General features: G+C 73.2%; 1 protein-coding gene and 1 pseudogene. Both read right to left on the reverse strand.

What is annotated here, in order from left to right:
- Nucleotides 1-3,969, reverse strand: a complete 3,969-nt coding sequence (locus tag VA596_RS17090; RefSeq protein ID WP_323328227.1) for a non-ribosomal peptide synthetase — start codon at nucleotides 3,967-3,969, stop codon at nucleotides 1-3.
- Nucleotides 3,966-24,071: pseudogene (locus tag VA596_RS17095) on the reverse strand (non-ribosomal peptide synthase/polyketide synthase); the annotation flags it as partial. The pseudogene VA596_RS17095 and the gene VA596_RS17090, both read right to left, overlap by 4 nt.
- Nucleotides 24,072-24,100: the final 29 nt, after the last annotated feature.

A 24,100-nucleotide genomic window follows, 5' to 3' on the forward strand; every position in this document is an offset into this window, starting at 1 on the left:
TCACTCGTCGGCGGTCACGGCCAGCCCGGCCAGCACGGCCCGCGCCAGCTCCGCCACGTGCGGCGGTTCGACCATGTCCCAGTGGTGGCCCGGCACCGGCGTCACCGTCAGCTCGCCGCGCGTGCGGGCGCGCCAGCTCTCCGGGCGCACCTCCGGGCGGCCCTTCACCGGGTGGGTGCCGGTGGAGGTGATCAGGTGGATGCCGGTGTCGACGACCGCGCGGCAGCGGTAGGCCTCGACCGCGTCCTTGCCGGCCAGGTAGACCCGGGCCATCTGCTCGACGACGGCGTTGCCCGCGACTTCCGAGACCATCCCGCGGTCACGGGCCTCGGCGAGCATCTCGTCCAGCGTGTCCGCCCCGGGTTCGAGCTTCAGGATCGCCTCGCCGAACCAGGCCAGCGGGTCGCTGGTGTCGATGTCGGGCAGCGGGTTGCCGTAGTCGTCGACGCCGAGGACGGTGGCGTCGATGACGCACAGGTGCTCGACCGCGCGGCCCGCGGCTTCCAGCTGCGCCGCCATTTCGAAGGCGACCGAGCCGCCCTGCGACCAGCCGGCGAGCCGGATCGGGCGGTCCCCGGCGACGGGCAGGAGGTCGGCGACGAACGCCGCGGCCAGCTCTTCGATGGTGTGCACCGGGTCCTCGCCGGGCGCGAAGCCGGGAGCCTGCAGGCCGAACACCGGCAACGCCGGGTCCAGCTCGGCGACCAGCTGCAGGTAGGGGAACGGGCTGCCGGCGGTGGGCGGCAGCAGGAACAGCGGCGCGACACCCGCGCGTCCCGGCGAGAGCGGCACGACCAGTCCCCCGCCGCTCTCCCCGCCGCGGATGTGGTCGGCCAGCGCTCGCACGGTCGGCGCGCGGAACACCTCGGCCAGACCGACGGTGGCGCCCAGCTCGGCCTTGATCCGGTCGACCAGCACCACGGCCAGCAGCGAGTGGCCGCCGACGTCGAAGAAGCCGTCGGTGACGCCGACCCGGCGTCCCAGCAGGTCCTCCCAGAGCTTCGCGAGCGCCATCTCCAGCTCGTCGCGCGGCAGGACGCCGGACGTCGCGACCGGCGTGGCGTCCGGGGCGGGCAGGGCGACCCGGTCGATCTTGCCGTTGGACGTCAGCGGCAGGGTGTCCAAAGTGGTCAGGGTCGACGGCACCATGTACTCCGGCAGCCGCTCGGCCAAGTGGGATCGCAGTTCTTCGCCGTCCACTGTGGACGGCGCGACGTAGCCGGCGAGGGCTCCGTCGCGGACCACGGCGACCGCCTCGGTGACGCCGGGCCCGCCGACCAGCGCGGCCTCGATCTCACCCAGCTCGATGCGGTAGCCGCGGACCTTGACCTGGTGGTCGGTGCGCCCGACGAACTCCAGCCGCCCGTCCGGCAGGTACCGGGCCAGGTCGCCGCTGCGGTAGAGCCGTCCGGGGCCGAACGGGCTGGCCACGTACTTGGCCGCGGTCAGGCCCGGATTGCCCGCGAAGCCACGAGCGACCCCGGCGCCGCCGGCGTACAGCTCGCCGGTGACGCCGACCGGGACCGGGCGCAGGTGCTCGTCCAGGAGGTAGACCTCGGTGTTCCAGATCGGCCGGCCCACCGAGATCGGCGTGGTGACGCACTCGGCGGCGGGCAGCAGGTTGATCACGTTGGCCACGGACGTCTCGGTGTGGCCGTACTCGTTGGCCACCACGACTTCGGGGGCGTTCTCGCGCCAGAACTCCAGGGCCTCGGCGGTGAGCTGCTCACCGCCGACGACCAGGTGCGCGGCCGCATCCGCCGCTTCAGACGTCAGGCAGCGGCGAAGCGGTTCGAGGTGGGCCGGAGTGAGCTTGACGAAGCTGAACTTCCGGCCGCTGGAGAGCACGTCGGCAAGCCCGGCGACCGGGTGCTCGTCCTCCGGGACCAGCGTCACGGTCGTGCCGCAGAGCAGCGGCAGGAACAGCCCGGTGACGGTGAGGTCGAAGGCGAGCGAGGAGTGCACCGGCGCGCCGTCACCCTCGTCGGCGCGGTAGGCCTGGCGGCACCAGTCGAGGTAGTGCAGCACCCCGCGGTGGCTGATCATCACGCCCTTGGGACGGCCGGTGGAGCCGGAGGTGTAGATGACGTAGGCGAGGTTCTCCGGGTCGACGACCGGGTCGGCCCACGGCACCGGGTCGTCGGCCACCGGCTCGTCCGCGAAGACGACGACCTCGCCGAGGTTCTCGTCCGCGTACCGGCGGGTGGTGACGAGCACGCGGGCGCCGGCCTGGCGGAGCATGTACTCCTTGCGGTCCTGCGGGTAGGCCGGGTCGAGCGGGATGTAGTGGCCGCCGGTCTTGAGGATGGCCAGCAGCACCGGCAGGAGCAGCGGGCCGCGTTCGCAGAGCACGCCGACCGGGGTTTCGACGCCGACGCCGTGCGCGCGCAGCCGCTGGGCGATCCGGGTCGCGCGGGTTTCCAGGTCGGCGTAGGTCAGCTCGGCCGGGCCGCAGCGGACGGCGATCGAGTCCGGGTTGGACGCCGCCTGCTCGGCGATCCGGCCGTGCAGGGTGCCGCGCAGGTAGGGCTCGGCGGTGGCGTTCCAGGTGTCGAGCAGCAGCGTCCGCTCGTCGGTGCCGAGGACGTCCACTTCGGACAGCCGGGCGCCGGGGCGGGCGGCCAGCTCGGTGAAGAGGCGGACGAAGTGCTCGCCCATCCGTTCCATCCGGACCTGGTCGAACAACGCGGTCGCGTACTCCAGCACGCCCGCCACCGAGCCGTCGGCCTGGCGGACGAAGGAGATCATCAGGTCGAACTTGGCCGTCGTCGACTCCTGGTCCACCGGCGACACCGCGAGGTCACCCAGCGCGCCTTCGCCGTCGGAAGAGTCGTAGACGGCGAACATCACCTGCACGACCGGGGTGTGCGCGAGGTCGCGCTCCGGGGCCAGTTCCTGGACCAGGCGTTCGAACGGCAGGTCCTCGTGGGACTGGTCGGCCAGCCGCGCCACCTTGACGCGGTCGGCCAGCGTCGCGAAGTCCGGGTCGCCGGAGAGGTCGCCGCGGGCGACGACCGTGTTCACGAAGAACCCGACCATGTGCTCCAGCTCGGCCCGCGAACGCCCGGCAACCGGGGTGCCGACGGCCAGGTCCTCGCGGCCGGTGTGCCGGCCGAGCACGACGTACGCGGCGGCGAGCAGCGTCATGAACGGCGTCGCGCCGACGGCTTTGCCCTGGTCGAGCACCGCTTCCGCCGCCGACGCCGGGATGGTGAACCGGACCGACGCGCCGTGGTGGTCGCGGGTGGCCGGACGCGGGCGGTCCGCGGGCAGCTCCAGGGTCTCGAGCCCGGCGAGCCGGTCCTTCCAGTACGCGAGGTCGGCGTCGTGGACGTCCACCCGGGACTGCTCCCAGACGGCGAAGTCTGCATAGGACAGTTCAATCGGGGGCAGCTCGGCGCCGGTGTAGAGCTTGCGCAGGTCGTCCAGCAGGATCGGCAGCGACCAGCCGTCGCAGGCGATGTGGTGGACGTTGAGCGCCAGCACGTGCCGCCGCGGCGCCTCGCGGACCAGCATCGCCCGGAACACCGGGCCGGCAGCGAGGTCGAACGGGCGGCCGACGTACTCCGTCAGCACCGCGTCCAGATCGCCTTCGACCACCGGCAGCTCGACCGCGGCCGGGGCGCCGATGACCTGGCGCGGCTTGTTGTCCTCGGCGACGTAGGTGGTGCGCAGGATCTCGTGGCGTGCCACCAAGGCGTCGAGGGCGCGCTGGAGGGCATTGACGTCGAGGTCGCCGTCCAGGCGGAGCAGGAGCGGCACGGCGTACTCGGCGCTGTCCGGGTCGAGCCGGTCGAGGAACCACAGGCGCTGTTGCCCGGCCGAGAGCGGCAGCGGGACGTCGCGGTCGGCGCGGCCGAAGGTGCGGACCGGCGCGGTGGCGCGTCCGCGCAGCCGCCGGGCGAGCACCGCGGCCCGCAGCCGGGCCGCCCGATCGGCGTCGGCGGGGCGGGTGTCGAACGTGGTCATGCGCTGGCCTCCTCGGTGAGGGAGTCGAGGAGCTCCTGCTCGGACATGCCGGCGAGCTCGGCCTCGATCTCGGTGTGGACCACCGCGGCGAGCGCGGTGACCGTGGTGGTCTGGAAGAGCACGGGCAGGGACAGGTCCACCCCGAACGCGGCCTGCAGCCGCATGCGGACCTTGGCGGCGAGCACGGAATGCCCGCCCAGTGCGAAAAAGTCGTCGCCGAGCCCGACGCGGGGCACGCCGAGCACCTCGGCCCAGATGTCGGCGATCAGCTGCTCCTCGGGACTGCTCGGGGCGACGTAGTCCGCCGTCTCCTCGGCCGGTTCGGGCAGCGCGGCCCGGTCGAGCTTGCCGCTGGCGTTGACCGGCATGGCGTCCAGCACGACGAACGCTGACGGCACCAGGTGGTCCGGCAGGCGCTGGGCCAGTTCGGTGCGCAGCTCGGCTGCGCTGATGTCCCCGACGACGTACGCGACCAGGCGTTTCTGCCCGGTCGGGTCGGGTTTGGCCAGCACCACCGCGGCCGTGAGCGCCGGGTGGGCCCGCAGGGCGGACTCGACCTCGCCGAGTTCGATGCGGAAGCCGCGGATCTTGACCTGGTCGTCGGTCCGGCCGAGGAACTCGAGGTTCCCGGCGCGGGTGCGGCGGACCAGGTCGCCGGTGCGGTACATCCGCCCGCCGGCCGGGTTCGCGACGAACCTGGTGGCAGTGAGCCCGGGACGGCCGAGGTACCCGCGGGCCAGGCCCGGGCTCGCGACGTACAGCTCGCCCGCCACACCCGAGGGCACCGGCTGGAGCCGGTCGTCCAGGACGTACGCCCGGGTGTGCTTGAGTGCCTGGCCGATGGTCACCTGTTCGCCCGGCACCAGCGGCTCGCTGACCGTGGAGACGACGGTGGCTTCGGTCGGGCCGTACATGTTGAGCATCCGGCGGCCCGGCGCCCACTTCGCGACCAGCTCCGGCGGGCAGACGTCGCCGCCGACCACGACCGTGCGGAAGTCCGGCAGATCCGGGTCGTCCACAGTGGCCAGGGCCGCGGGCGGGATCAGCGCGTGCGTCACCCGTCCCTGAGCCAGGACGTCCCGCAGCTGGTCGCCCAGCAGCGGTCCCGGCGGCGTGACGACCAGCGCGGCCCCCGTCATGAGGGACGCGCACAGTTCCAGCACCGAGGCGTCGAAGCTGGGTGACACGTACTGCAGGACCCGGTCGCCCGGGCCGACCTGGTAGGCGTCGACGGTGTTGGCGACCAGCGTGGCGAGGCCGGCGTGGCTGACGACGACCCCCTTCGGCCGTCCGGTGGAGCCCGACGTGTAGATGACGTACGCCGCGTTCTGCGATTCGACCTCGACGTCCAGCGGGCCGTCGTCCATTGTGGACTCTGGCAGCTCCCGGAGGGTGAGTACCGGGTCGGCGTCGTCGAGCATGTAGCGGATGCGCTCCTCCGGGTAGCTCGGGTCGACCGGGAGGAACGCCGCCCCGGTCTTGACCACCGCGAGCTGCGCGACGACCAGGTCGGCCGAGCGCGGCAGCAGGAGCGCGACCACCGTCTCCGGAGCGGCACCGCGAGCCTGCAGGACCCGGGCCACGCGGTTGGCCGCCGCGTCCAGTTCGCCGTAGGTGAGCGAGTCCGGTCCGGCCACCACGGCCGGGGCGTCCGGATTGCGTCGCACCTGGGCTTCGACCAGCTCCGCGAACGTCCCGCCGGGGGCGTGGTCGTCGAGCGGGGTGACCTCGGCCGCGTCGAGCATGGTGACGCGGTCCACCGGGCGCTGCGGATCGGCGGCGAACCCGGTCAGCAGCCGGACGTAGCGCTCGGCGAACGCGGCGACCGTCTCCTCGTCGAACAGCGCGACGGGGTATTCGAGGACGCCGTCGACCGCGCCGGAGGGCTGCTCGCGCAGCACCATGGCGAGGTCGAACTTGGCCGCGCCGGTCTCGACGCCCAGGGGTTCGCAGTCGAGGTCGCCGAGTTCCCAGCCGCCCTCGGACACCGTCTGCAGCGCGAACATCAGCTGCACCAAGGGGTTCCGGCTCGCGTCGCGCTCGGGCCGCAGCTCGGCGACGACCCGGTCGAACGGGACCTCCTGGTGGCTGAAGGAGTTCAACGACGTCTCGCGGACGCGTTCCACGAGTTCGGTGAAGCCGGGCGAGCCCGTCAGGTCCGCGCGCAGGGCGAGCGTGTTCACGAACTGGCCGATCAGCCGCTCGGTGTCGGGGTGGTCGCGCCCGGCGACCGGGCTGCCGACCGCGAACTCGCGCAACCCGGTGTGCCGGGACACGAGCACCTGGAACCCGGCGAGCAGCGTCATGAACAGGCTGGCCCGGGCTTCGGCACCCAGCTCGCCGAGCCGGCCGGCCAGCTCCGCCGGGACGCTGAACTCGTACCGCGCGCCCCGCGTGTCGCGCACCGCCGGCCGGGGCCGGTCGGCAGGCAGCTGGACGACCTGCGGCACACCGGACAACTGCGTCCGCCAGAACTCGACGTCGGCTTCGGTGGGCTGGGACCAGGTCGCGACGTCGGCGTACTGCACCGGCAGCGGCGCCAGGTCGATGCCCGCGTAGAGGTCGCGCAGCTCCTCGGCGAGGATGCCTTCGGACCAGCCGTCGAGCACGATGTGGTGGGCCGACAACACGAGGACGTGGTCGTTCTCGGCCAGCCGTCCGAGAGCTGCTCCGAACACCGGGCCGGTGGCGAGGTCGATGGGCCGTGCCGTCAGGAACGGCTCGACCGCGTCGATGTCGGTGACCGGCGACGGAACCGGCCCGGCCGGGTCGACGATCTGCTTGGGCTCGCCGTCCAGCTCGACGAACCGGGTCCGCAGGATCTCGTGTCGCTCGACCAGCTTGGTGAGGGCGGCGGCGAGGGCGTCGACGTCCAGGGTGCCGCGCAGGCGGACCGCGTTGGGCACCAGGTATTCCGCGCTCGACGGGGCCATCCGGTCGGCCAGCCACATACCGACCTGCACCCCGGCCAGGGGCGCGGGACCGTCGGGCCGCTTCGGGATGGCCTCGAACTCGCGGCGGGTGGCGCGGGCGACGGCGTCGGCGAGTTCCGCGACCGTGGGCGAGTCGAAGATCAGCCGGATCGGGATGTCCGCCGAGAGCCGTTTCCGCAGCTCGGCGACCACCCGCACACCCAGCAGGGAGTGCCCGCCCAGGTCGAAGAAGTTGTCATCCGCGCCGACCCGCTCGACGCCGAGGACGTGCTGCAGCACCTCGGCGACCAGTTCCGCGACCGGACCTTCCGGCGCCCGGTACTCGGCTCCGGCCGCGGCCGGAGCGGGGAGCGCCTTGCGGTCGATCTTGCCGCTGGTGGTGGTCGGGAACTCCGGCAGGACGCTCAGCGCCGTCGGCACGAGGTAGACGGGCAGCCGTTCGCGCAGCTGCTCGCGGATCTCGGTTTCGGTGAGCGTGACGCCAGCCTGCGCGGTGACGTACCCGGCGAGGCGCTTGTCCCCCGGCGACGGCTGCCAGACCGTCACGGCGGCTTCGCGCACCCCGGGCAGTTCCAGCAGCACCTGCTCGACCTCGCCGGGCTCGACGCGGATGCCGCGGATCTTGACCTGCGAGTCCTGGCGGCCGAGGAAGGTCAGCGCGCCGTCGGGTGTGCGCAGGCCGCGGTCGCCGGTGCGGTAGAGCCGCTCGCCGGGGACGAACGGGCTGGCCAGGAACGCGGCCGCCGTCTTGCCCGGGTTGCCGAGGTAGCCCCGCGCCAGGCCGACGCCGCCGATGAAGAGGTCACCGGGGACGCCGACCGGGACCGGCCGGAAGTGCTCGTCGAGGACGTGGATCTGGTTGTTCGCGATCGGCGACCCGACGCTGACCGAGCCGGCGCCGTCGAGGTCGGAGCGGAGGCATTCGCGCATGGTCGAGTCGATCGACACCTCGGTGGCGCCCCACTGGTTGTGCAGGGTCGCGTTCTCGCCCAGGCGGTCGAAGAACAGCTTGAGCAGCTCCGGCTGCAGCGCTTCGCCGCTGGTGATGACGTTGCGCAGCGGCTTGAGGGCGGCGCGGTCGGCCGGGGTGAGCTGCTCCAGGAATAGCGTCAGCATGCTCGGCACGAACTGCAGGTTCGACACCTGGTGCCTGACGGCGCCTTCGAGGATCGCGACCGGGTCGCGGTGCAGGCCCGGCGGGATCAGCGCGACGCGGCCGCCGACGATGAGCGGCCACAGGCACTCCACGGCCGCGTCGTCGAACACCAGGGTCGTCTTCTGGAGGACGCCCTCGCCCGGCTGGAGGCGGTAGGTGTCCTGGTGCCAGCGCAGCCGGTTGACCCAGCCGCGGTGGGTGCTGGCGACGCCCTTCGGCTTCCCCGTGGAGCCGGAGGTGTAGTAGATCGAGACCAGGTTGTCCGGTTGGGTGGTGTCGTTCAGCTCGGGTGCTGTTCCGTCCAAATCGGACACTTGGAGGAAGGTGACCTCGCTGTCCTGCGGCGTTTTTGCGCCTTCGTTCACCAGGCAGACCGGCGAGTGGGCGTCGCCGAGGATGCCCAGGACGCGCGGTTCGGGCGCGTCGGTCTCGATCGGGACGAACGCGCCGCCGGCCTTGAGGATCGCGACCAGGCCGACGATCAGGTCGATCGAGCGGTCCATCCGCAGCCCGACCGGGACGTCCGGGCCGACGCCGTGTTCGCGCAGCCTCGCCGCGAGAACCCCGGACCGGCGTTCCAGCTCGGTGTAGTCGATGTGCTCGTCCAGGTACTCGACGGCTGTTGCGTCCGGCGTCTTGTTCGCTTGCTCGGTGATGAGCTGGTGCAGGCAGACGTCCTCGTCGTAGGCGACTTCGGTGCTGTTGACGCCGTTGATCAGGTGCTCGCGTTCGGCTTCGCCGAGGAGGTCCAGCTCGCCCGCGGGGGTCTCGGGCGCGGCGGCGATGGCTTCGAGGAGGGTGGTGAAGTGGCCGGCGAGTCGCTCGATCGTGGTGGTGTCGAACAGGGCGGTCGGGTACTCGAAGATGCCGGTCAGGGCGCCGTCGGCGTCCTGGGCGAGGGCGAGTTCGAGGTCGAACTTGCTGACCTGCGTGTCGACGGCGAGGCGCTCGACGTCGAGGCCGGGCAGCGCCCAGCCGGCTTCGTCGTTGTTCTGCAGGGCGAACACGATCTGCACGAGCGGGGTGCGGGTGAGGTCGCGTTGCGGGCGCAGGAGTTCGACGATCCGGTCGAAGGGGACGTCGTCGTGGTCGAACGCGGCCAGGGTGCTGGTGCGGACGCGCTTCAACAGCTCGGTGAAGGCCGGGTCGCCGGTCAGGTCCGCACGCAGCGGCACGGTGTTGACGAAGTGGCCGACCAGGGCCTCGGTCTGCGGGTGGTTGCGGCCGGACACCGGGGTGCCGATCGCGAAGTCCCGCATCGCGGTGTAGCGGCCGATGAGCACTTCGAACGCGGCGAGGACGGTCATGAACAGGCTCGCGCCGTGCTCGGCCCCGAGCGCCGCCAGCTTGCCAACGGTCGCCGCGGGGACCCTTACCGGCGTCTTGGCGCCCGCGATGTCCCTGGTCAGGGGGCGGGGCCGGTCGGCGGGCAGTTCCGCAACGTGCGGCATCCCGTCGAGAGCCTGCTGCCAGAAGGCGAGCCCGGTGTGGTCGGACGCGGCGGCCTGCCACGCGGCGACGTCGCCGAACTGCACCGGCAGCGCGGCCGGCCGAATCCCGGCGTAGTGATCACGCAATTCGGCGGCCAGCACCCCCATGGACCACCCATCGGCGACGATGTGGTGCAGGCACAGGACGAGCACGTGCTCGGTGGCGGAGATCCGCCCGAGCGCGGCCCGGAAGACGGGCCCGTTCTCGAGATCCAGCGGCGTGTCCACCTGGGACCGGACGAAGGCGTCGACCGCGGCGGCCGGCCCAGCCTCGCCACCGAGCGAGTTGTCCGCTCGGGACCGGCCGGACTCCTCCACCGCGAGGTCGCCGAGATCGGTGACCGGGAGCGGCATCGGACGCACGGCGTCCACCACCTGGGCGGGCTCGCCGTCCACCTCGACGAACCGGCTGCGCAGCACCTCGTGCCGTGCCGCCAGCGCCGACAGCGCGCCCGTGAGTGCCTCGATGTCCAGGTTGCCGCCGATGCGCAGGGCCAGCGGCACCAGGTACTCCGCCGACCCGGGGGCGAGCCGCTCGGCGAACCAGAGGCCGCGCTGTACCGGTGAGAGCGGGGTGCGCGACGTACGATCGCGGGCCGGGATCGGTTCGAAGTCCACTGTGGACGCCGTCGGCACCAGCCGGGCCAGTGACGCGATCGTGGGGGCCTCGAACAGGGCCCGCACCCCCAACCGCACGCCGAATTCGGTGCGCATCCGGCCGGTGACCTTCGCCGCCAGCAGGGAGTGGCCGCCGAGGGCGAAGAAGTTGTCCTCCACACCCGGCTCCGGGAGGCCCAGGACGTCGGCCCAGATTGCGGCCAGCGTGATCTCGACGGGCGTTCGCGGGGCGACGTGACCGGCGCTGACCCGCTGCGGTGCGGGCAGGGCGGCGCGGTCGAGCTTGCCGTTGGCCGTCCGCGGCAGTTCCTCCAGGGGCACGATCGCCGACGGCACCAGGTGGCCCGGCAGCTGCGCGGCGGCGAACTCCGCGACCGCGGCCGGGTCGGCGGTGCCGACGACGTAGGCGACCAGCAGCCCGTCGCGGGCCACCACCGCCGCCTGCGTGACGCCCTCGTACCGGGACAGCACAGCTTGGACCTCGCCGGGCTCGACGCGGAAGCCGCGGATCTTGACCTGGTCGTCCGCGCGGCCGGCGTACTCCAGCACACCGCCCGAGTTCCACCGGGCGAGGTCACCCGTGCGGTACAGCCGCTCCCCCGCGCTGAACGGGTTCGCGACGAACCGCTCGGCCGTGGCGCCGGGCTGCCCGAGGTAACCGTGGGCGGTGCCCACACCGGACAGGTACAGCTCGCCGACGACACCCGCCGGCACCGGCTGCAGAAGCGCGTCGAGGACGTAGGCGTGCTTGCCGGTGAGCGGCCGGCCGATCGGGACCGGACCGTCGACGGCGGTGACCGCGTGGAAGGTCGTGAAGCCCATCGTCTCGGCCGGGCCGTACCCGTTGATCACCGCGATCTGCGGGTACGAGCGCAGCACCTTCGCCAGGTGCGCGGGTGACGCCGCTTCGCCGCCGGTCATCGCACGGCGGACCGTCGCGAACACCGCCGGGTGCTCGTCGACCAGGAAGTTGAACAGGCTGGCCGAGACGTCCAGGACCGTGACGTCGTGCGCCACGACCAGGTCCTCGATCAGCGCCGGTTCGGGACGCTGGCCGGGTTGGAGCACGACCGTGCCGCCCGAAAGCAGTGGGCCGAGCAGCTGCGTGCCGAACGCGTCCCACGACACGGGCGCGCACTGCAGCCAGACGTCGTCCGGGCCGAACCCGGCGTAGTCCTGGCCGGTCAGCGTGCCCACGACGGCCCGGTGCGGGGCCGCAACGGCCTTCGGGACGCCGGTCGAGCCGGAGGTGAACATGACGACGGCGAGGTCGTCCGGGCTGCCGGGCAGCCCGAGGACACTCCCGTCGCGGACGGCGATCGCGGCCGCGTCGGCCATGACGTCGACCCGGCGCCCCGGCAGCGCACCCCCCTCGGTGAGCACCAGCGCGGCGGACGTCCGGCGCAGCGCCCCGGCCAGGCGTTCGGCCGGGAAGTCCTTGTCCAGCAGAGTGTAGGCCGCTCCGGTCTTGAGGACCGCGAGCAGCGCGACGGCCAGCCGCTGGCCGCGTCCGATGTGGACACCCACCACGTCACCACGGCGGACGCCCTCGGCGATGAGGTGCCGGGCGAGCCGGTTGGCCTCCGTGTCGAGGTCGCCGTAGGTGAGCGACGCACCTTCGAAGACGAGGGCGGTCGCGTCCGGTGCCCAGGCCGCCTGACGCTCGACCAGCTCGTGCAGCCGCATGGCGGGCGCGGTCGCCGAGGTCGTGCCCTGAGCCAGCAGCGAGGCCCGCTCGTCGGCGGCGAGCAGGTCCAACGCCGTCACCGGAACGTCCGGAGTGGACACCGCGGCCGTCAGGAACCGGGCGAACCGGGCCGCGATCGACTCCGCCGTCGACGCGTCGAACAGGTCGGCCGTGTATTCCAGCTGACCGGTCAGGCCGGCGGGGGTGCCGTCGGCGGCGCGGTTCTCCTCGATGCCCGCGGTCAGGTCGAACTTCGCGACGTCCCGCTGGACCGTGACGGCCGAAGCGGTCAGGCCGGGCAGGCTCAGCTCGCCGGCGACGTTGTTCTGCAGCACCAGCATCACCTGGAACAGCGGGTGCCGGGCGGCGGACCGGGCCGGGTTCAGCTCCTCGACGACCCGCTCGAACGGGACGTCGGCGTGGGCCAGCGCGGCGAGCCCGGTGTCGCGGACGCGGTCCAGGAGCTGCCGGAACGTCGGCTGCCCGGAGACGTCGGTGCGCAGCACCAGGGTGTTGACGAAGAACCCGGCCAGGTCGTCGAGCGCGGTGTCCCCGCGCCCGGCGACGACCGAGCCGAGCGGGACGTCGTCCCCGGCACCGAGCCGCGACAGCAGCGCGGCGAACCCGGCCTGCAACGCCATGAACAGCGTCGCTCCGCTGCCGCGGGCCAGGTCGGCCAGCGCCGCGTGGACGTCAGCTCCCAAAGCGAAGTCCACGGCACCACCGCGGTGACTCGCGACAGCCGGGCGGACTCGGTCGGCGGGCAGCGCGATCTCTTCGGGGGCACCAGCCAGCGCAGAGCGCCAGAAGTCGATCTGCCCGGCCAATTCGGTCTCGTCGAGGACTTCGCGCTGCCACAGCGTGTAGTCCGCATACTGGACCGGCAGCGGCGCCCACCCTGGGGCTTCACCGGTGACGCGGGCGGCGTAGGCGGTCGACAGGTCACGCAGCATCGGCGCGGCCGACCAGCCGTCGCTGGCGATGTGGTGCAGCACCAGCAGCAGGACGTGGTCGTCGGCGGCGATCTCGACGAGGTGGGCCCGCAGCGGCAGCTCGGTCCTCAGGTCGAAGACGTGCGACGCGGCCGCCGAGAGCACCCCCGGCAGCTCGTCCTCAGTGGACTGTGTGACCGTACATGGCACCGACGGCACGGTCAGGATCTCCTGCCACGGCTCACCCTCGTGCGACGGGAACACCGTCCGCAGAGCCTCGTGCCGCTCGACGACGTCCGCCAACGCGGCCTGCAGAGCGGCGACGTCGAGGGAGCCGCGCAGCCGCAGCGCCCGCGGGACGTCGTAGCCCGGGTTGGCCTCCTCGGCCTGGTCGACGAACCACAGCCGCTGCTGCGCGAACGACAGCGGCAGCCGCTCGGGACGCTCGCGGCGGGTCACCGGCGGCCGCGCCGGGGCGGCGTCGCCGAGCACTTCGGCGAGACCGGCGACGGCGGGCGTCCGGAACAGGTCGCGGATGCCCAGCTCGACGCCGAGCACGGCGCGGACGCGGCCGATCAGCCGGGCGGCCAGCAGCGAGTGGCCGCCGAGGTCGAAGAAGCCGTCGTCGACGCCGACCTCGGGCATCCCGAGCACCTCGGCCAACAGTCCACAGAGGACGTTCTCGGTGACGGTCCGCGGCCGCCGGGACGACGACGTGAAGTCCGGTGCCGGCAGGGCGCGGCGGTCGAGCTTGCCGTTGGCCGTCCGGGGCAGCTCGGCCAGCGGCACGATCGCCGAGGGCACCAGGTAGTCCGGCAGCCGCTCGCCGAGGTACGCCCGCAGGGCGGTGGGTTCGGCGGTGCCGACGACGTAGCCGAGGAGCCGGCCGTCGCGGACGATGACGGCAGCCTGCTCGACCCCGTCGTGGCGGGCCAGGACGGCCTGCACCTCGCCGGGCTCGACGCGGAAGCCGCGGACCTTCACCTGGTCGTCGGCGCGGCCGACGTACTCGAGGACACCGTCGGCGTTCCACCGCACCAGGTCACCGGTGCGGTACATCCGCTCACCGGCCATGAACGGGTTCGCGACGAACCGCTCGGCCGTGGCGCCGGGAAGGCCGCGGTAGCCGTCGGCGAGGCCGTGGCCCGACAGGTACAGCTCACCCGTGACACCGGGCGCGGCCAGGGCGAGGTGCGCGTCGAGGACGTAGGCGCGCTTGCTCGCGACCGGGCGGCCGATCGGGATGGCCTGGTCGCCGAGGTCGGCGGCGGTGATCGGGTGGAACGTCGTGTAGCCCATGCTCTCGGCCGGGCCGTAACCGTTGATCAGCGCGACGTCCGGGTGCTCGCGCAGCGCCTTCGTCACGTGGGCGACCGACGCCGGCTCGCCACCGGTCATCGCGCGGCGCAGCACGCCGAAGACCTGGGGTTCCTGGTCGAGCAGGTAGTTGAACAGGCTTGCCGAGGCGTGCAGCACGGTGACGCCGTGCTCGACGACGAGCGCCGCGATGCGGTCCGGCTCGGGGTTCTGGCCGGGCTGCAGGACCGTGCGGCCGCCGTAGAGCAGCGCGCCGAACAGCTGCAGCGCGAAGCCGTCCCACGACACCGGGGCGCACTGGAGCCACACCTGGCCGGCGTCGAAGGTCGCGTAACCCTGGCCCATCGTGGCGACGACCCCGCGGTGCGACGTCGCGACGCCCTTGGGTACGCCGGTCGAGCCGGAGGTGAACATGACGCAGGCCAGGTCGGCCGGGGTCAGCTCGACGTCCGGGTTCGTGGTGTCCGGGTGGCTCGGCGCGGTCTTCAGGATCCGCCGCACCCGCGCCTGCTCGGTGACGGCCGCGAGGCGCTCGGCCGGGTAGCTCGGGTCGAGCAGGGTGTAGGCGGCGCCGGACTTGAGGACGCCGAGCACCGTCACGGCGAAGTCGAAGCCGCGGTCCAGCAGGACACCGACCACCTCGCCGCGCTGCACACCGTCGTCGATCAGGTGATGGGCGACCTGGTTGGCGCGGGCGTTCAGCTCGCCGTATGTCATCGACGAGCCGTCGAACAGGATCGCGACGGCGTCGGGGTCCTGCCGTTCGACGATGGTGTGCAGGCAGTCCTGGGGCGTCGGAGCCAGGTCGAGCGCATGGCCCGAGGCCAGCACGAGGTCACGTTCGGCGGTCGTGAGCACGTCGAACGCCGCGACCGAGGTCGCGGGCGCGTCGGCGATCTGCTCCAGCAGCGAGACGAACGCCGTGGCCAGCCGCTCGGCGGTGGCGGCGTCGAACAGGGCGGTGGCGTACTCGAAGGCGCCGGTGAGTCCGTTGCCGTGGTCCTCCAGGGCGACGGTGAGGTCGAACTTGGCGACCGCCCGTTCCACCTCGTACGACGAGGTGTCCACTCCGGACAGTGCCGGGACGGCGCTGTCCTGCTGCAGCACCAGCATCACCTGGAACAGCGGGTGCCGGGACGCCGAGCGGGCCGGGTTCAGCTCCTCGACCAGGCGCTCGAACGGGACGTCGTCGTGCTCGAACGCGCTCAGGTCGGCTTCCCGCACGCGGTCCAGCAGCTCGGTGAACGCCGGGGCGCCGCTGACGTCCGTCCGCAGGACGAGGGTGTTGACGAAGAACCCGACGAGGTCGTCGAGCGCCGGGTCGGTCCGCCCGGCGACGGGGGTGCCGATCGGGACGTCGTCGCCGGCGCCGAAGCGCGCCAGCAGCGTGGCGAGGGCGGCCTGCAGGACCATGAACAGGGTCGCGCGCCGCCCGGCCGCCAGCTCCAGGAGCCGCGCGTGCAGCTCGGCCGGGATTTCGATCGCCGCCGAGCCTCCGGTGTGGTCCGCGGTGGCGGGCCGGACGCGGTCGTACGGCAGGGCCAGTTCCTCGGGCAGCCCGGCCAGGGCGTCCGTCCAATACGCGACGTCGCTGCCGAGTTCTCGTTGCCACAGCGTGTAGTCCGCGTACTGCACGGGCAGCGGCGCCCACTCCGGAGCGCGGCCGTCGAGCTGGGCCGCGTAGGCGTCGGCCAGGTCGCGCAGCAGCACCGGGATCGACCAGCCGTCCCCGGCGATGTGGTGGGTCAGCACGAGCAGGACGTGCTCGTCGCCCTCGCTGAACAGCCACGAGCGCACCGGCGGCGCGGCGGCCAGGTCGAACGGGGTGCGCGCGGCATCGGCGACCGAGCCGGTGCCGACCTCGAACGGGACCTCGAAGGAGTCCAGGATCACCTGGTACGGCCCGGTTTCGTCCTCGGCGTAGTAGGTGCGCAGGGCTTCGTGGCGACCGGCCACATCGGACAGTGCGGCGGCGAGGGCGGAAGCGTCGACGTCGCCGCGCAGGCGCAGGGCGATCGGCATGTGGTAGGCGGTGTCGTCGGCGTCGAGGCGGGCGAGGAACCACAGCCGCTCCTGGCCCGGGGCCAGCGGCAGCCGCTCCGGCCGCGGCCGGGTGACCACGGCCGGGCGCGCGGCCACCGCGTGGCCGAGGCTTTCGCTCAGCCCGGCCACGGTCGGGTTGGCGAACAGCGCCCGCACGGTGACGTCGAGGCCGAGCGCGCTCCGGATCCGCCCGGCGAGGCGGGTGGCGAGCAGGGAATGCCCGCCCAGGTCGAAGAAGCCGTCGTCGATCCCGACCTCCGGCACGCCGAGAACCTCGGCGAACAGGTCGCACAGCGCGCGCTCGGGGGCCGTCCGCGGGGCCCGGCCGGTCGTGGTCTCGACGGCCGGCGCGGGCAGGGCCTTGCGGTCGAGCTTGCCGTTCGGGGTCCGCGGCAGCTCGTCGAGCAGGACGAACGCCGAAGGCACCATGTACGCGGGCAGCGCGGCCGCGACGTGCCTTCGCAGCGTCTCGACGTCGGCGGTGCCCACGACGTAGGCGACCAGCCGCTTGTCCCCGGGCCGGTCCTCGCGGACGACGACGGCGCGCAGCGCGACCTCGGGGTGGGTGGCCAGTACCGCCTCGATCTCGCCCAGTTCGATGCGGAATCCGCGGATCTTGACCTGGTGGTCGACGCGGCCGAGGAACCGGATGTCGCCGTCGCGGCGGCGGGCGACCAGGTCGCCGGTGCGGTACATCCGCTCGCCGGTGGCGAACGGGTTCGCGACGAACCGGTCGGCGGTCAGGTCCGGGCGGCCGAGGTAGCCGCGGACGACGCCGTCGCCGGCGATGTACAGCTCGCCCGGGACGCCCGGCGGCACCGGCCGCAGCGCGCGGTCCAGGACGTAGACCTGGGTGTTGGCGATCGGGGTGCCGATGGTCGGCGAGCCCGCGCCGACGCGGGCGGTGGTGGACCAGATGGTCGTCTCGGTGGGGCCGTACATGTTGGTGACCGACGCCGCCCGCGCCCGCAGTGCGACGGCGAGGTCGTCGGGCAGGGCTTCGCCGCCGACCAGGACGTGCACGGCGGTGAGGTCGGCGGGCTCGGCCAGCAGCGCGTGCCAGAGGCTGGGGGTGGCCTGCATGATCGTGACGCCGTCCTCGGCGAGCGCCGCCAGGGCGTGGCTGTCGCGGACGGTGTCCCGGCCGGCGAGCACCACGGTGGCTCCGGCCAGCAGCGGCGCGAAGATCTCCAGCCCGGCGATGTCGAAGCCGACCGTGGTGACGGCCAGCAGGCGGTCGCCTTGCGTGATGCCGAAGCGGTCGACCATGTCCAGCAGGAAGTTCTGCAGCGGACGGCGCGGGACGACAACGCCCTTGGGGCGGCCGGTCGAGCCGGACGTGAAGATCACGTACGCCGGGCTGTCCGGGGATGCGGTCTGCACGGGGTTGCCGCACGCCGTCCCGATTTCCGCGTCGGTCAGCAGGACGTGCCGGGCCGGGTCGCCGGGCACCACACCTGCTTCGCGGACGAGTACCAGCGCCGGGTCGGCGTCCTCGAGCATCGCGGCGAGCCGGTCGGCCGGGTAGTCGAGGTCCAGCGCGAGGTAGCCGGCGCCGGTCTTGAGGACGGCGAGCATCGCGACGATCAGCTGTTCGTCGCGTGGCAGGGCCAGGGCGACGTACCGCTCGGGTCCGGCACCGCGCTCGGCGAGGTACGCGGCGAGCCCGTTGGCCCGGTCGTTCAGCTCGCCGTAGGTCAGCTTCGCGGCCCCGAACTCCAGCGCGGGCGCATCCGGCGTGCGGGCCGCCTGGGCTTCGAACAGCTCGATCACCGAGGTGTCGGGGACCAGGACGGCGGTCTCGTCGTTCGCCGCGGTGATCGCCGCGGCTTCAGCAGACGAAAGGAGGTCCACTGTGGACAGCGGTGCCGTGGGAGTGGCGACGGCGGCGGTGAGGAGCCGGACGAACCGGTCGGCGAGGTCGGCCGCGGTGCCCGGGTCGACCAGGTCGGTCGCGTACTCGAGGTAACCGCCGATCCCGGCCGGCGTGCCGTCCGCGGCGGTGTTCTCCTCGAGGTTGAGGGTCAGGTCGAACTTCGCCGTCGCGGTGGCCACCGGCACGTCCGCCGCGGTCGTGCCGGGCAGCGCGAGGTTGGCGGCGACGTTGTTCTGCAGCGCCAGCATCACCTGGAACAGCGGGTGCCGGGCGGTGGAGCGGGCCGGGTTGAGCCGTTCGACGACCCGCTCGAACGGGACGTCGGCGTGGTCGAACGCGGCGAGCGCGGCCTCGCGGACCCGGCCGACCAGCTCGGTGAAGCCGGGGTCGCCGGAGAGGTCCGTGCGCAGCACGAGGGTGTTGACGAAGAACCCGACGAGGTCGTCGAGCGCGGCGTCCGGCCGGCCCGCCGACGGGGTGCCGACCGCGACGTCGTCGCCGGCGCCGAGGCGGGACAGCAGGGCCGCGAAACCGGCCTGCAGCACCATGAACAGCGTCGCGTGCTCACCGCGGGCGAGGTCGAGCAGCCGGGTGTGCAGGTCCGCGTCGAGGCTGATCGCGACGGTGGCGCCGCGGTGGCTCGCGACCGGCGGCCGCGGGTGGTCGAAGGGCAGGGTGATCTCGTCGGGCAGACCGGCGAGGGCGGTCGCCCAGTAGTCCGCGGAGTCGTCCAGGTCCTGCTGCCACAGCGCGAAGTCCGCGTACTGCACCGGCAGCGGCGCCCAGCCCGGGGCCTCGCTCGAGACGCGCGCGGCGTAGGCGGTGGACAGGTCGCGCAGCAGCGGAGCCAGGGACCAGCCGTCGCTGGCGATGTGGTGGGTGACGATCACCAGCACGTGGTCGTCGTCGGCCTGCCGCAGCAGCGCGGCCCGCACCGGGAGGTCGGTGGCCAGGTCGAACTCGCGGGACGCGAACTCGTCGACGTTCGTGACGTCCTCGGCCCAGGGCAGTTCGGTGACCTGGCGGATTTCCTGACGCGGGACGCCGTCGGTGCTCGGGAACACCGTCCGCAGGGACTCGTGGCGGTCCAGGACGTCGGCGAACGCGGCGCGCAGCGCGGGGACGTCGAGCGGGCCGGTCAGGCGCAGGGCCCGCGGCACGTTGTAGGCGGCACCCGCGGCGTCGAGCTGCTCGACGAACCACAGGCTGCGCTGCGCCGCGGACAGCGGCAGCACCTCCGGGCGCGGGCGGGCGGTGACGGCCGGGCGGGCGGCGCGGGCGGTGTCGAGCACCGTGGCCAGCGCGGCCACGGTCGGGGCGCGGAAGACGTCGGCGACACCGATCCGGGCGCCCAGCACCGCACCGATCCGGGCGACGAGCCGCGCGGCGAGCAGCGAGTGCCCGCCGAGGGTGAAGAACCCGTCGTCGACCCCGACCGTCTCCACACCGAGGACGTCGGCGAACAGGCCGCAGAGGACCTCTTCACGCGGCGTGCGCGGCGCACGGTTCGTGCTGACGCGCTCCGGAGCGGGCAGGGCACGCTGGTCGAGTTTCCCGTTGGGCGTCAGGGGAAGGGCGGGCAGCAGCACGAACGCCGACGGCACGAGGTGCTCGGGCAGCCGCTCGGCCAGGTAGCTGCGGAAGTCGGCGGGCGCGCCGACGACGTAGGCGACCAGCAGCTTCTGACCCGGCCGGTCTTCGCGGACGACGACGGCGGATTCGGTGACGGCCGGGTGGGTGCCCAGCGCGGTCCGGATCTCCCCCGGCTCGACGCGGAAGCCGCGGATCTTGACCTGGTCGTCGGCGCGGCCGACGTACTCCAGGACGCCGTCGGCGCGGCGGCGCACGAGGTCACCGGTGCGGTACATCCGCTCCCCCGGCGCGAACGGGTTCGCGACGAACCGGGTGGCGGTGAGGTCCGGGCGGCCGACGTAGCCGTCGGCGATGCCGGCGCCCGCAGCGTACAGCTCGCCGACGACGCCGGGGGCGACCGGCCGGAGCCGCTCGTCCAGGACGTAGGCGCGCTTGCCGTTGAGCGGCACGCCGATCGGGATGGGTGCCCCGGTGAGGTCGGACGCCGTGATGCGGTGGCAGCTGACGAAGATCATGTTCTCGACCGGGCCGTAGGCGTTGGTGACGGTGAGGTCCGGGTACGTCGTCAGGGCCTTGGTGATGTGCGCGACCGAGGCGACCTCGCCACCGGTGTAGACGTCGCTGACCTGCGTGAACACGGCCGGGTACTCGTCGAGCAGGAAGTTCAGCAGGCTGGCCGAGGCGAACATCGTGGTGACGCGGTGGCGTTCGACGAGTTCGGCGATGAGCGCGGGCTCGGGTTTCGGGCCCGGCTGCAGCACGCAGGCGGCGCCGCTGAGCAGGGCGCCGAACAGCTCGAACGCGAAGGCGTCCCAGGAGACGGGCGCGGTCTGCAGCCAGACGGCGCCGCCGTAACCCTGGCCGAGGATCGTCGTGGCGACGGCTTCGTGCGAGGCGACGACACCCTTGGGCGTGCCGGTGGAGCCCGAGGTGAACATGACGCAGGCGGGTCCGGTGACGGGCACGGCGAGGCCCGGGGCGGCGGCCTGCGCGTCCACAGTGGACAGATCGTCGAGTACCAGGGGCGCGTCGACTTGCTCAGCCAGCAGCTGACGGCGTTCGGCGGGGAACGACGGGTCCAGCAGCGTGTAACCGCAGCCCGCCTTGAGCACACCGAGGATCGCCGCGACCAGGTCCGGTCCGCGGTCGAGGCAGATCGCGACGATCCGGCCCGGGTCGACCTGCGAGGTCAGCAACGCGGCGACGCCGTTGGCTCGGGCGTCCAGCTCGGCGTAGGTGACGGTCTCCTCGCCAAACAGCAGCGCGATGTTGTCCGGCGTCCGGCGAGCGTGGCCCTCGATGACCTCGTGCAGCGTGACGCTCGCGGCGGCGGGTGTGGTCATGCCGCCCGCGACGGCCTGGGCGGTCTCGGTCGTGTCGAGCAGGTCGAGGTCGCCGATCCGTGCGTCCGGCGTCTCGGCGACGGCGGTCAGGACGCGCAGCAGCCGGGCGGCCAGCGTCGCGGCGGTATCGCGGTCGAACAGGTCGCTCGCGTATTCGAGGAGGCCGGTCAGCTCGCCGTCGCGTTCCTCGAAGATCGCGGCCAGGTCGAACTTCGCGTAGCCGATGTCGACGCGCTCGCCGGTGGCGTGCACACCGTCGATGGCCAGCTCCGCGGCGAGGTTGTTCTGCAGCACCAGCAGGACCTGGAACAGCGGGTGGCGGCCGAGCGAGCGAGCCGGGTTCAGCTCCTCGACGACCCGGTCGAACGGCACCTCCGAGTGCTCGAACGCGGCCAGGCAGGTCTCGCGGGCGCGACCGAGCAGCTCACGGAACGTCGGGTCGCCGCCCGTCTCCGTGCGGAGCACGACGGTGTTGACGAAGAACCCGACCAGGTCGTCGAGCGCGGCATCCCCGCGTCCGGCGACCGGGGAGCCGACCGGGACGTCGTCGCCGGCGCCGAGGCGGGTCAGCAGGGCGGCGAAGGCGGCCTGCAGCACCATGAACAGCGTCGCGCCGGACTCGGCGGCCAGCTCGGTGAGCTTCGCGCGCACCTCGGCCGGGACGTCCATCGGGACGACGCCACCGCGGTGGCTGGCCACCGGCGGCCGGGGCCGGTCGGTGGGCAGCGGCAGCTCTTCGGGCAGCCCGCTCAGGGCGTCGCGCCAGTACGCGAGGTCGCGGTTGACGGGCAGTTCCTGTTGCCACAGCGTGTAGTCCGCGTACTGGACCGGCAGCGGCGCCCACGCCGGGGTTTCCTGACGGGCGCGGGCGGCGTAGGCCTCGCCGACCTGCCGCAGCAGCGGCGCCATCGACCAGCCGTCGCAGGCGATGTGGTGCACGACCAGCAGCAGCACCGACCCGCCGGTGGCGAGAGTGAACAGCGCGGCCCGGATCGGCAGCTCCTGCGCCAGGTCGAAGCTTTCCTCCGTGGCGGCGCGCAGGTCGGCGGCGAGCGTGTCCTCAGTGGACTCCGCGAACGTCCACCGGACGTCACCCGCGGGCAGGATCTGCTGCACGGGCTCGTCGCCGTGGCTGACGAACACCGTGCGCAGGGCTTCGTGGCGGGCGACGACGTCGTCGACGGCGAGGCGCAGCACGCCGGTGTCGACCGGGCCGTCGAGGCGGACGGCCTGCGGGACGTGGTAGCTGGCGTTCCAGGTGTCGGCCTGGTCGAGGAACCACAGGCGGCGCTGGGCCGAGGACAGCGGCATCGGCTCGGGACGGGTGCGCGGGGTCAGCGGGAGGCGAGCGGGCGCGGCGTTTTCGAGGAGTTCGGCCAGGCCGGCGGGGGTCGGCGCGCGGAAGACGTCCCCGATCGCGGCCTCGACGCCGAGCGTCGCGCGGATCCGGGAGACGAGCTTCGCGGCGAGCAGCGAGTGGCCGCCGAGGGCGAGGAAACCGTCGTCGATGCCGACGCCGTCGACGCCGAGGATTTCGGAGAACAGCGTGCACAGCGCGGCTTCCCGCGGGGTGCGCGGGGCGCGGCCGGCCGCGGTCCACTCGGGTGCGGGCAGGGCCTTGCGGTCGAGCTTGCCGCTCGGGGTCAGCGGCAGCTCGGTGAGCACGACGAACGCGGCGGGCACCATGTACTCCGGCAGGTCCGCGGCCAGGGCGGTCCGCAGGGCCTCGACGTCCGGGGCGGTGCCGTCGGGGACGACGTAGCCGACGAGGCGCTGGTCGCCTTCGCGGTCTTCGCGGGCCAGGACGCACGAGCCGCCGACGCCGGGCTGGCGGTCGAGCACGGTCTCGATCTCGCCGAGCTCGACGCGCAGGCCGCGGATCTTGACCTGGTGGTCGGTGCGGCCGAGGTAGAGGAGGGCGCCGTCGTCGGTCCAGCGGGCGAGGTCGCCGGTGCGGTACATCCGCTCCCCCGGCGTGAACGGGCTCGCGACGAAGCGTTCGGCGGTCAGGCCGGGGCGGCGGTGGTACCCGCGGGCCAGCTGGATCCCGGCGAGGTACAACTCCCCCGCGACGCCCGGGGCGACCGGCCGCAGCTGCGCGTCCAGGACGTGGGTCTGGGTGTTCCAGACGGGACGGCCGATCGGGACCGGGCCGCCGTCGGCGCGGCAGGCCCAGGACGTGACGTCGACCGAGGCTTCGGTGGGGCCGTAGAGGTTGTGCAGCTCGACGCCGGGGAGGGTGTCGAAGAAGCGGGACTGCAGTTCGGCGGGCAGGGCTTCGCCGCTGCACAGCACGCGGCGCAGGCCGGTGCACGTCGCGGCGGCCGGGTCGAGCAGGAACGCCTGCAGCATCGACGGGACGAAGTGCAGCGTGGTGATGCGCTCGGCGCGGATCAGCTCGGCGAGGTAGGCGGGGTCGCGGTGGCCGCCGGGGCGCGCGACGACGAGCGTGGCGCCGGTCAGCAGCGGCCAGAAGAACTCCCAGACGGAGACGTCGAAGCTCGACGGCGTCTTCTGCAGGACGCGGTCGGCGGCGGTGAGGCCGTATTCGGCCTGCGTCCAGGCGAGCCGGTTGACGATCCCCTCGTGCGGCACCAGCACGCCCTTGGGGCGGCCCGTCGAGCCGGAGGTGTAGATGGCGTAGGCGAGGTCCTGGGTGGACGTCGTGGTGTCCGGCTCGGTGGCCGGGTACGCGGCGAGGTCGGCGTCGTCGAGGAAGCTCTGGGTCAGCACGACCGGGGCGGCGCTGTCGGCGACCATGAACTCCAGCCGGTCGGCCGGGTAGTCGGGGTCGAGCGGGACGTAGGCGCCGCCGGCCTTGAGCACCGCCAGCAGGGCGATGACCAGGTCGAAGGACCGGTCGACGCAGACGCCGGCGAGCACGCCGGGGCCGACGCCGCGCTCGATGAGGAGGTGGGCGAGCCGGTTGGCCCGCTCGTGCAGGGCGCGGTAGGTGAGGGTTTCGCCCTCGAAGACCAGCGCCGTCGCGTCCGGGGTGCGGGCCGCCTGCTCGGTGAGCAGCCGGGTGAGCGTGCGGCCCGCCTCCGGGACGTCGGTGGTGGTGTCGTTCCAGGCCGCCAGCAGCTGCCGGGCGTCGTCGTTCACGGTGATCAGCTCCAGTTCGGTACTGCCGGCGGGTGGGG

Origin of the sequence: Amycolatopsis heterodermiae (assembly GCF_034929455.1) — a bacterium.
Classification (GTDB): Bacteria; Actinomycetota; Actinomycetes; order Mycobacteriales; family Pseudonocardiaceae; genus Amycolatopsis; species Amycolatopsis heterodermiae.

Bases quoted from the DNA above. Each gene is read 5' to 3' on its own strand.
- VA596_RS17090 (WP_323328227.1), bottom strand. From the start codon at position 3,969: ATGACCACGTTCGACACCCGCCCCGCCGACGCCGATCGGGCGGCCCGG.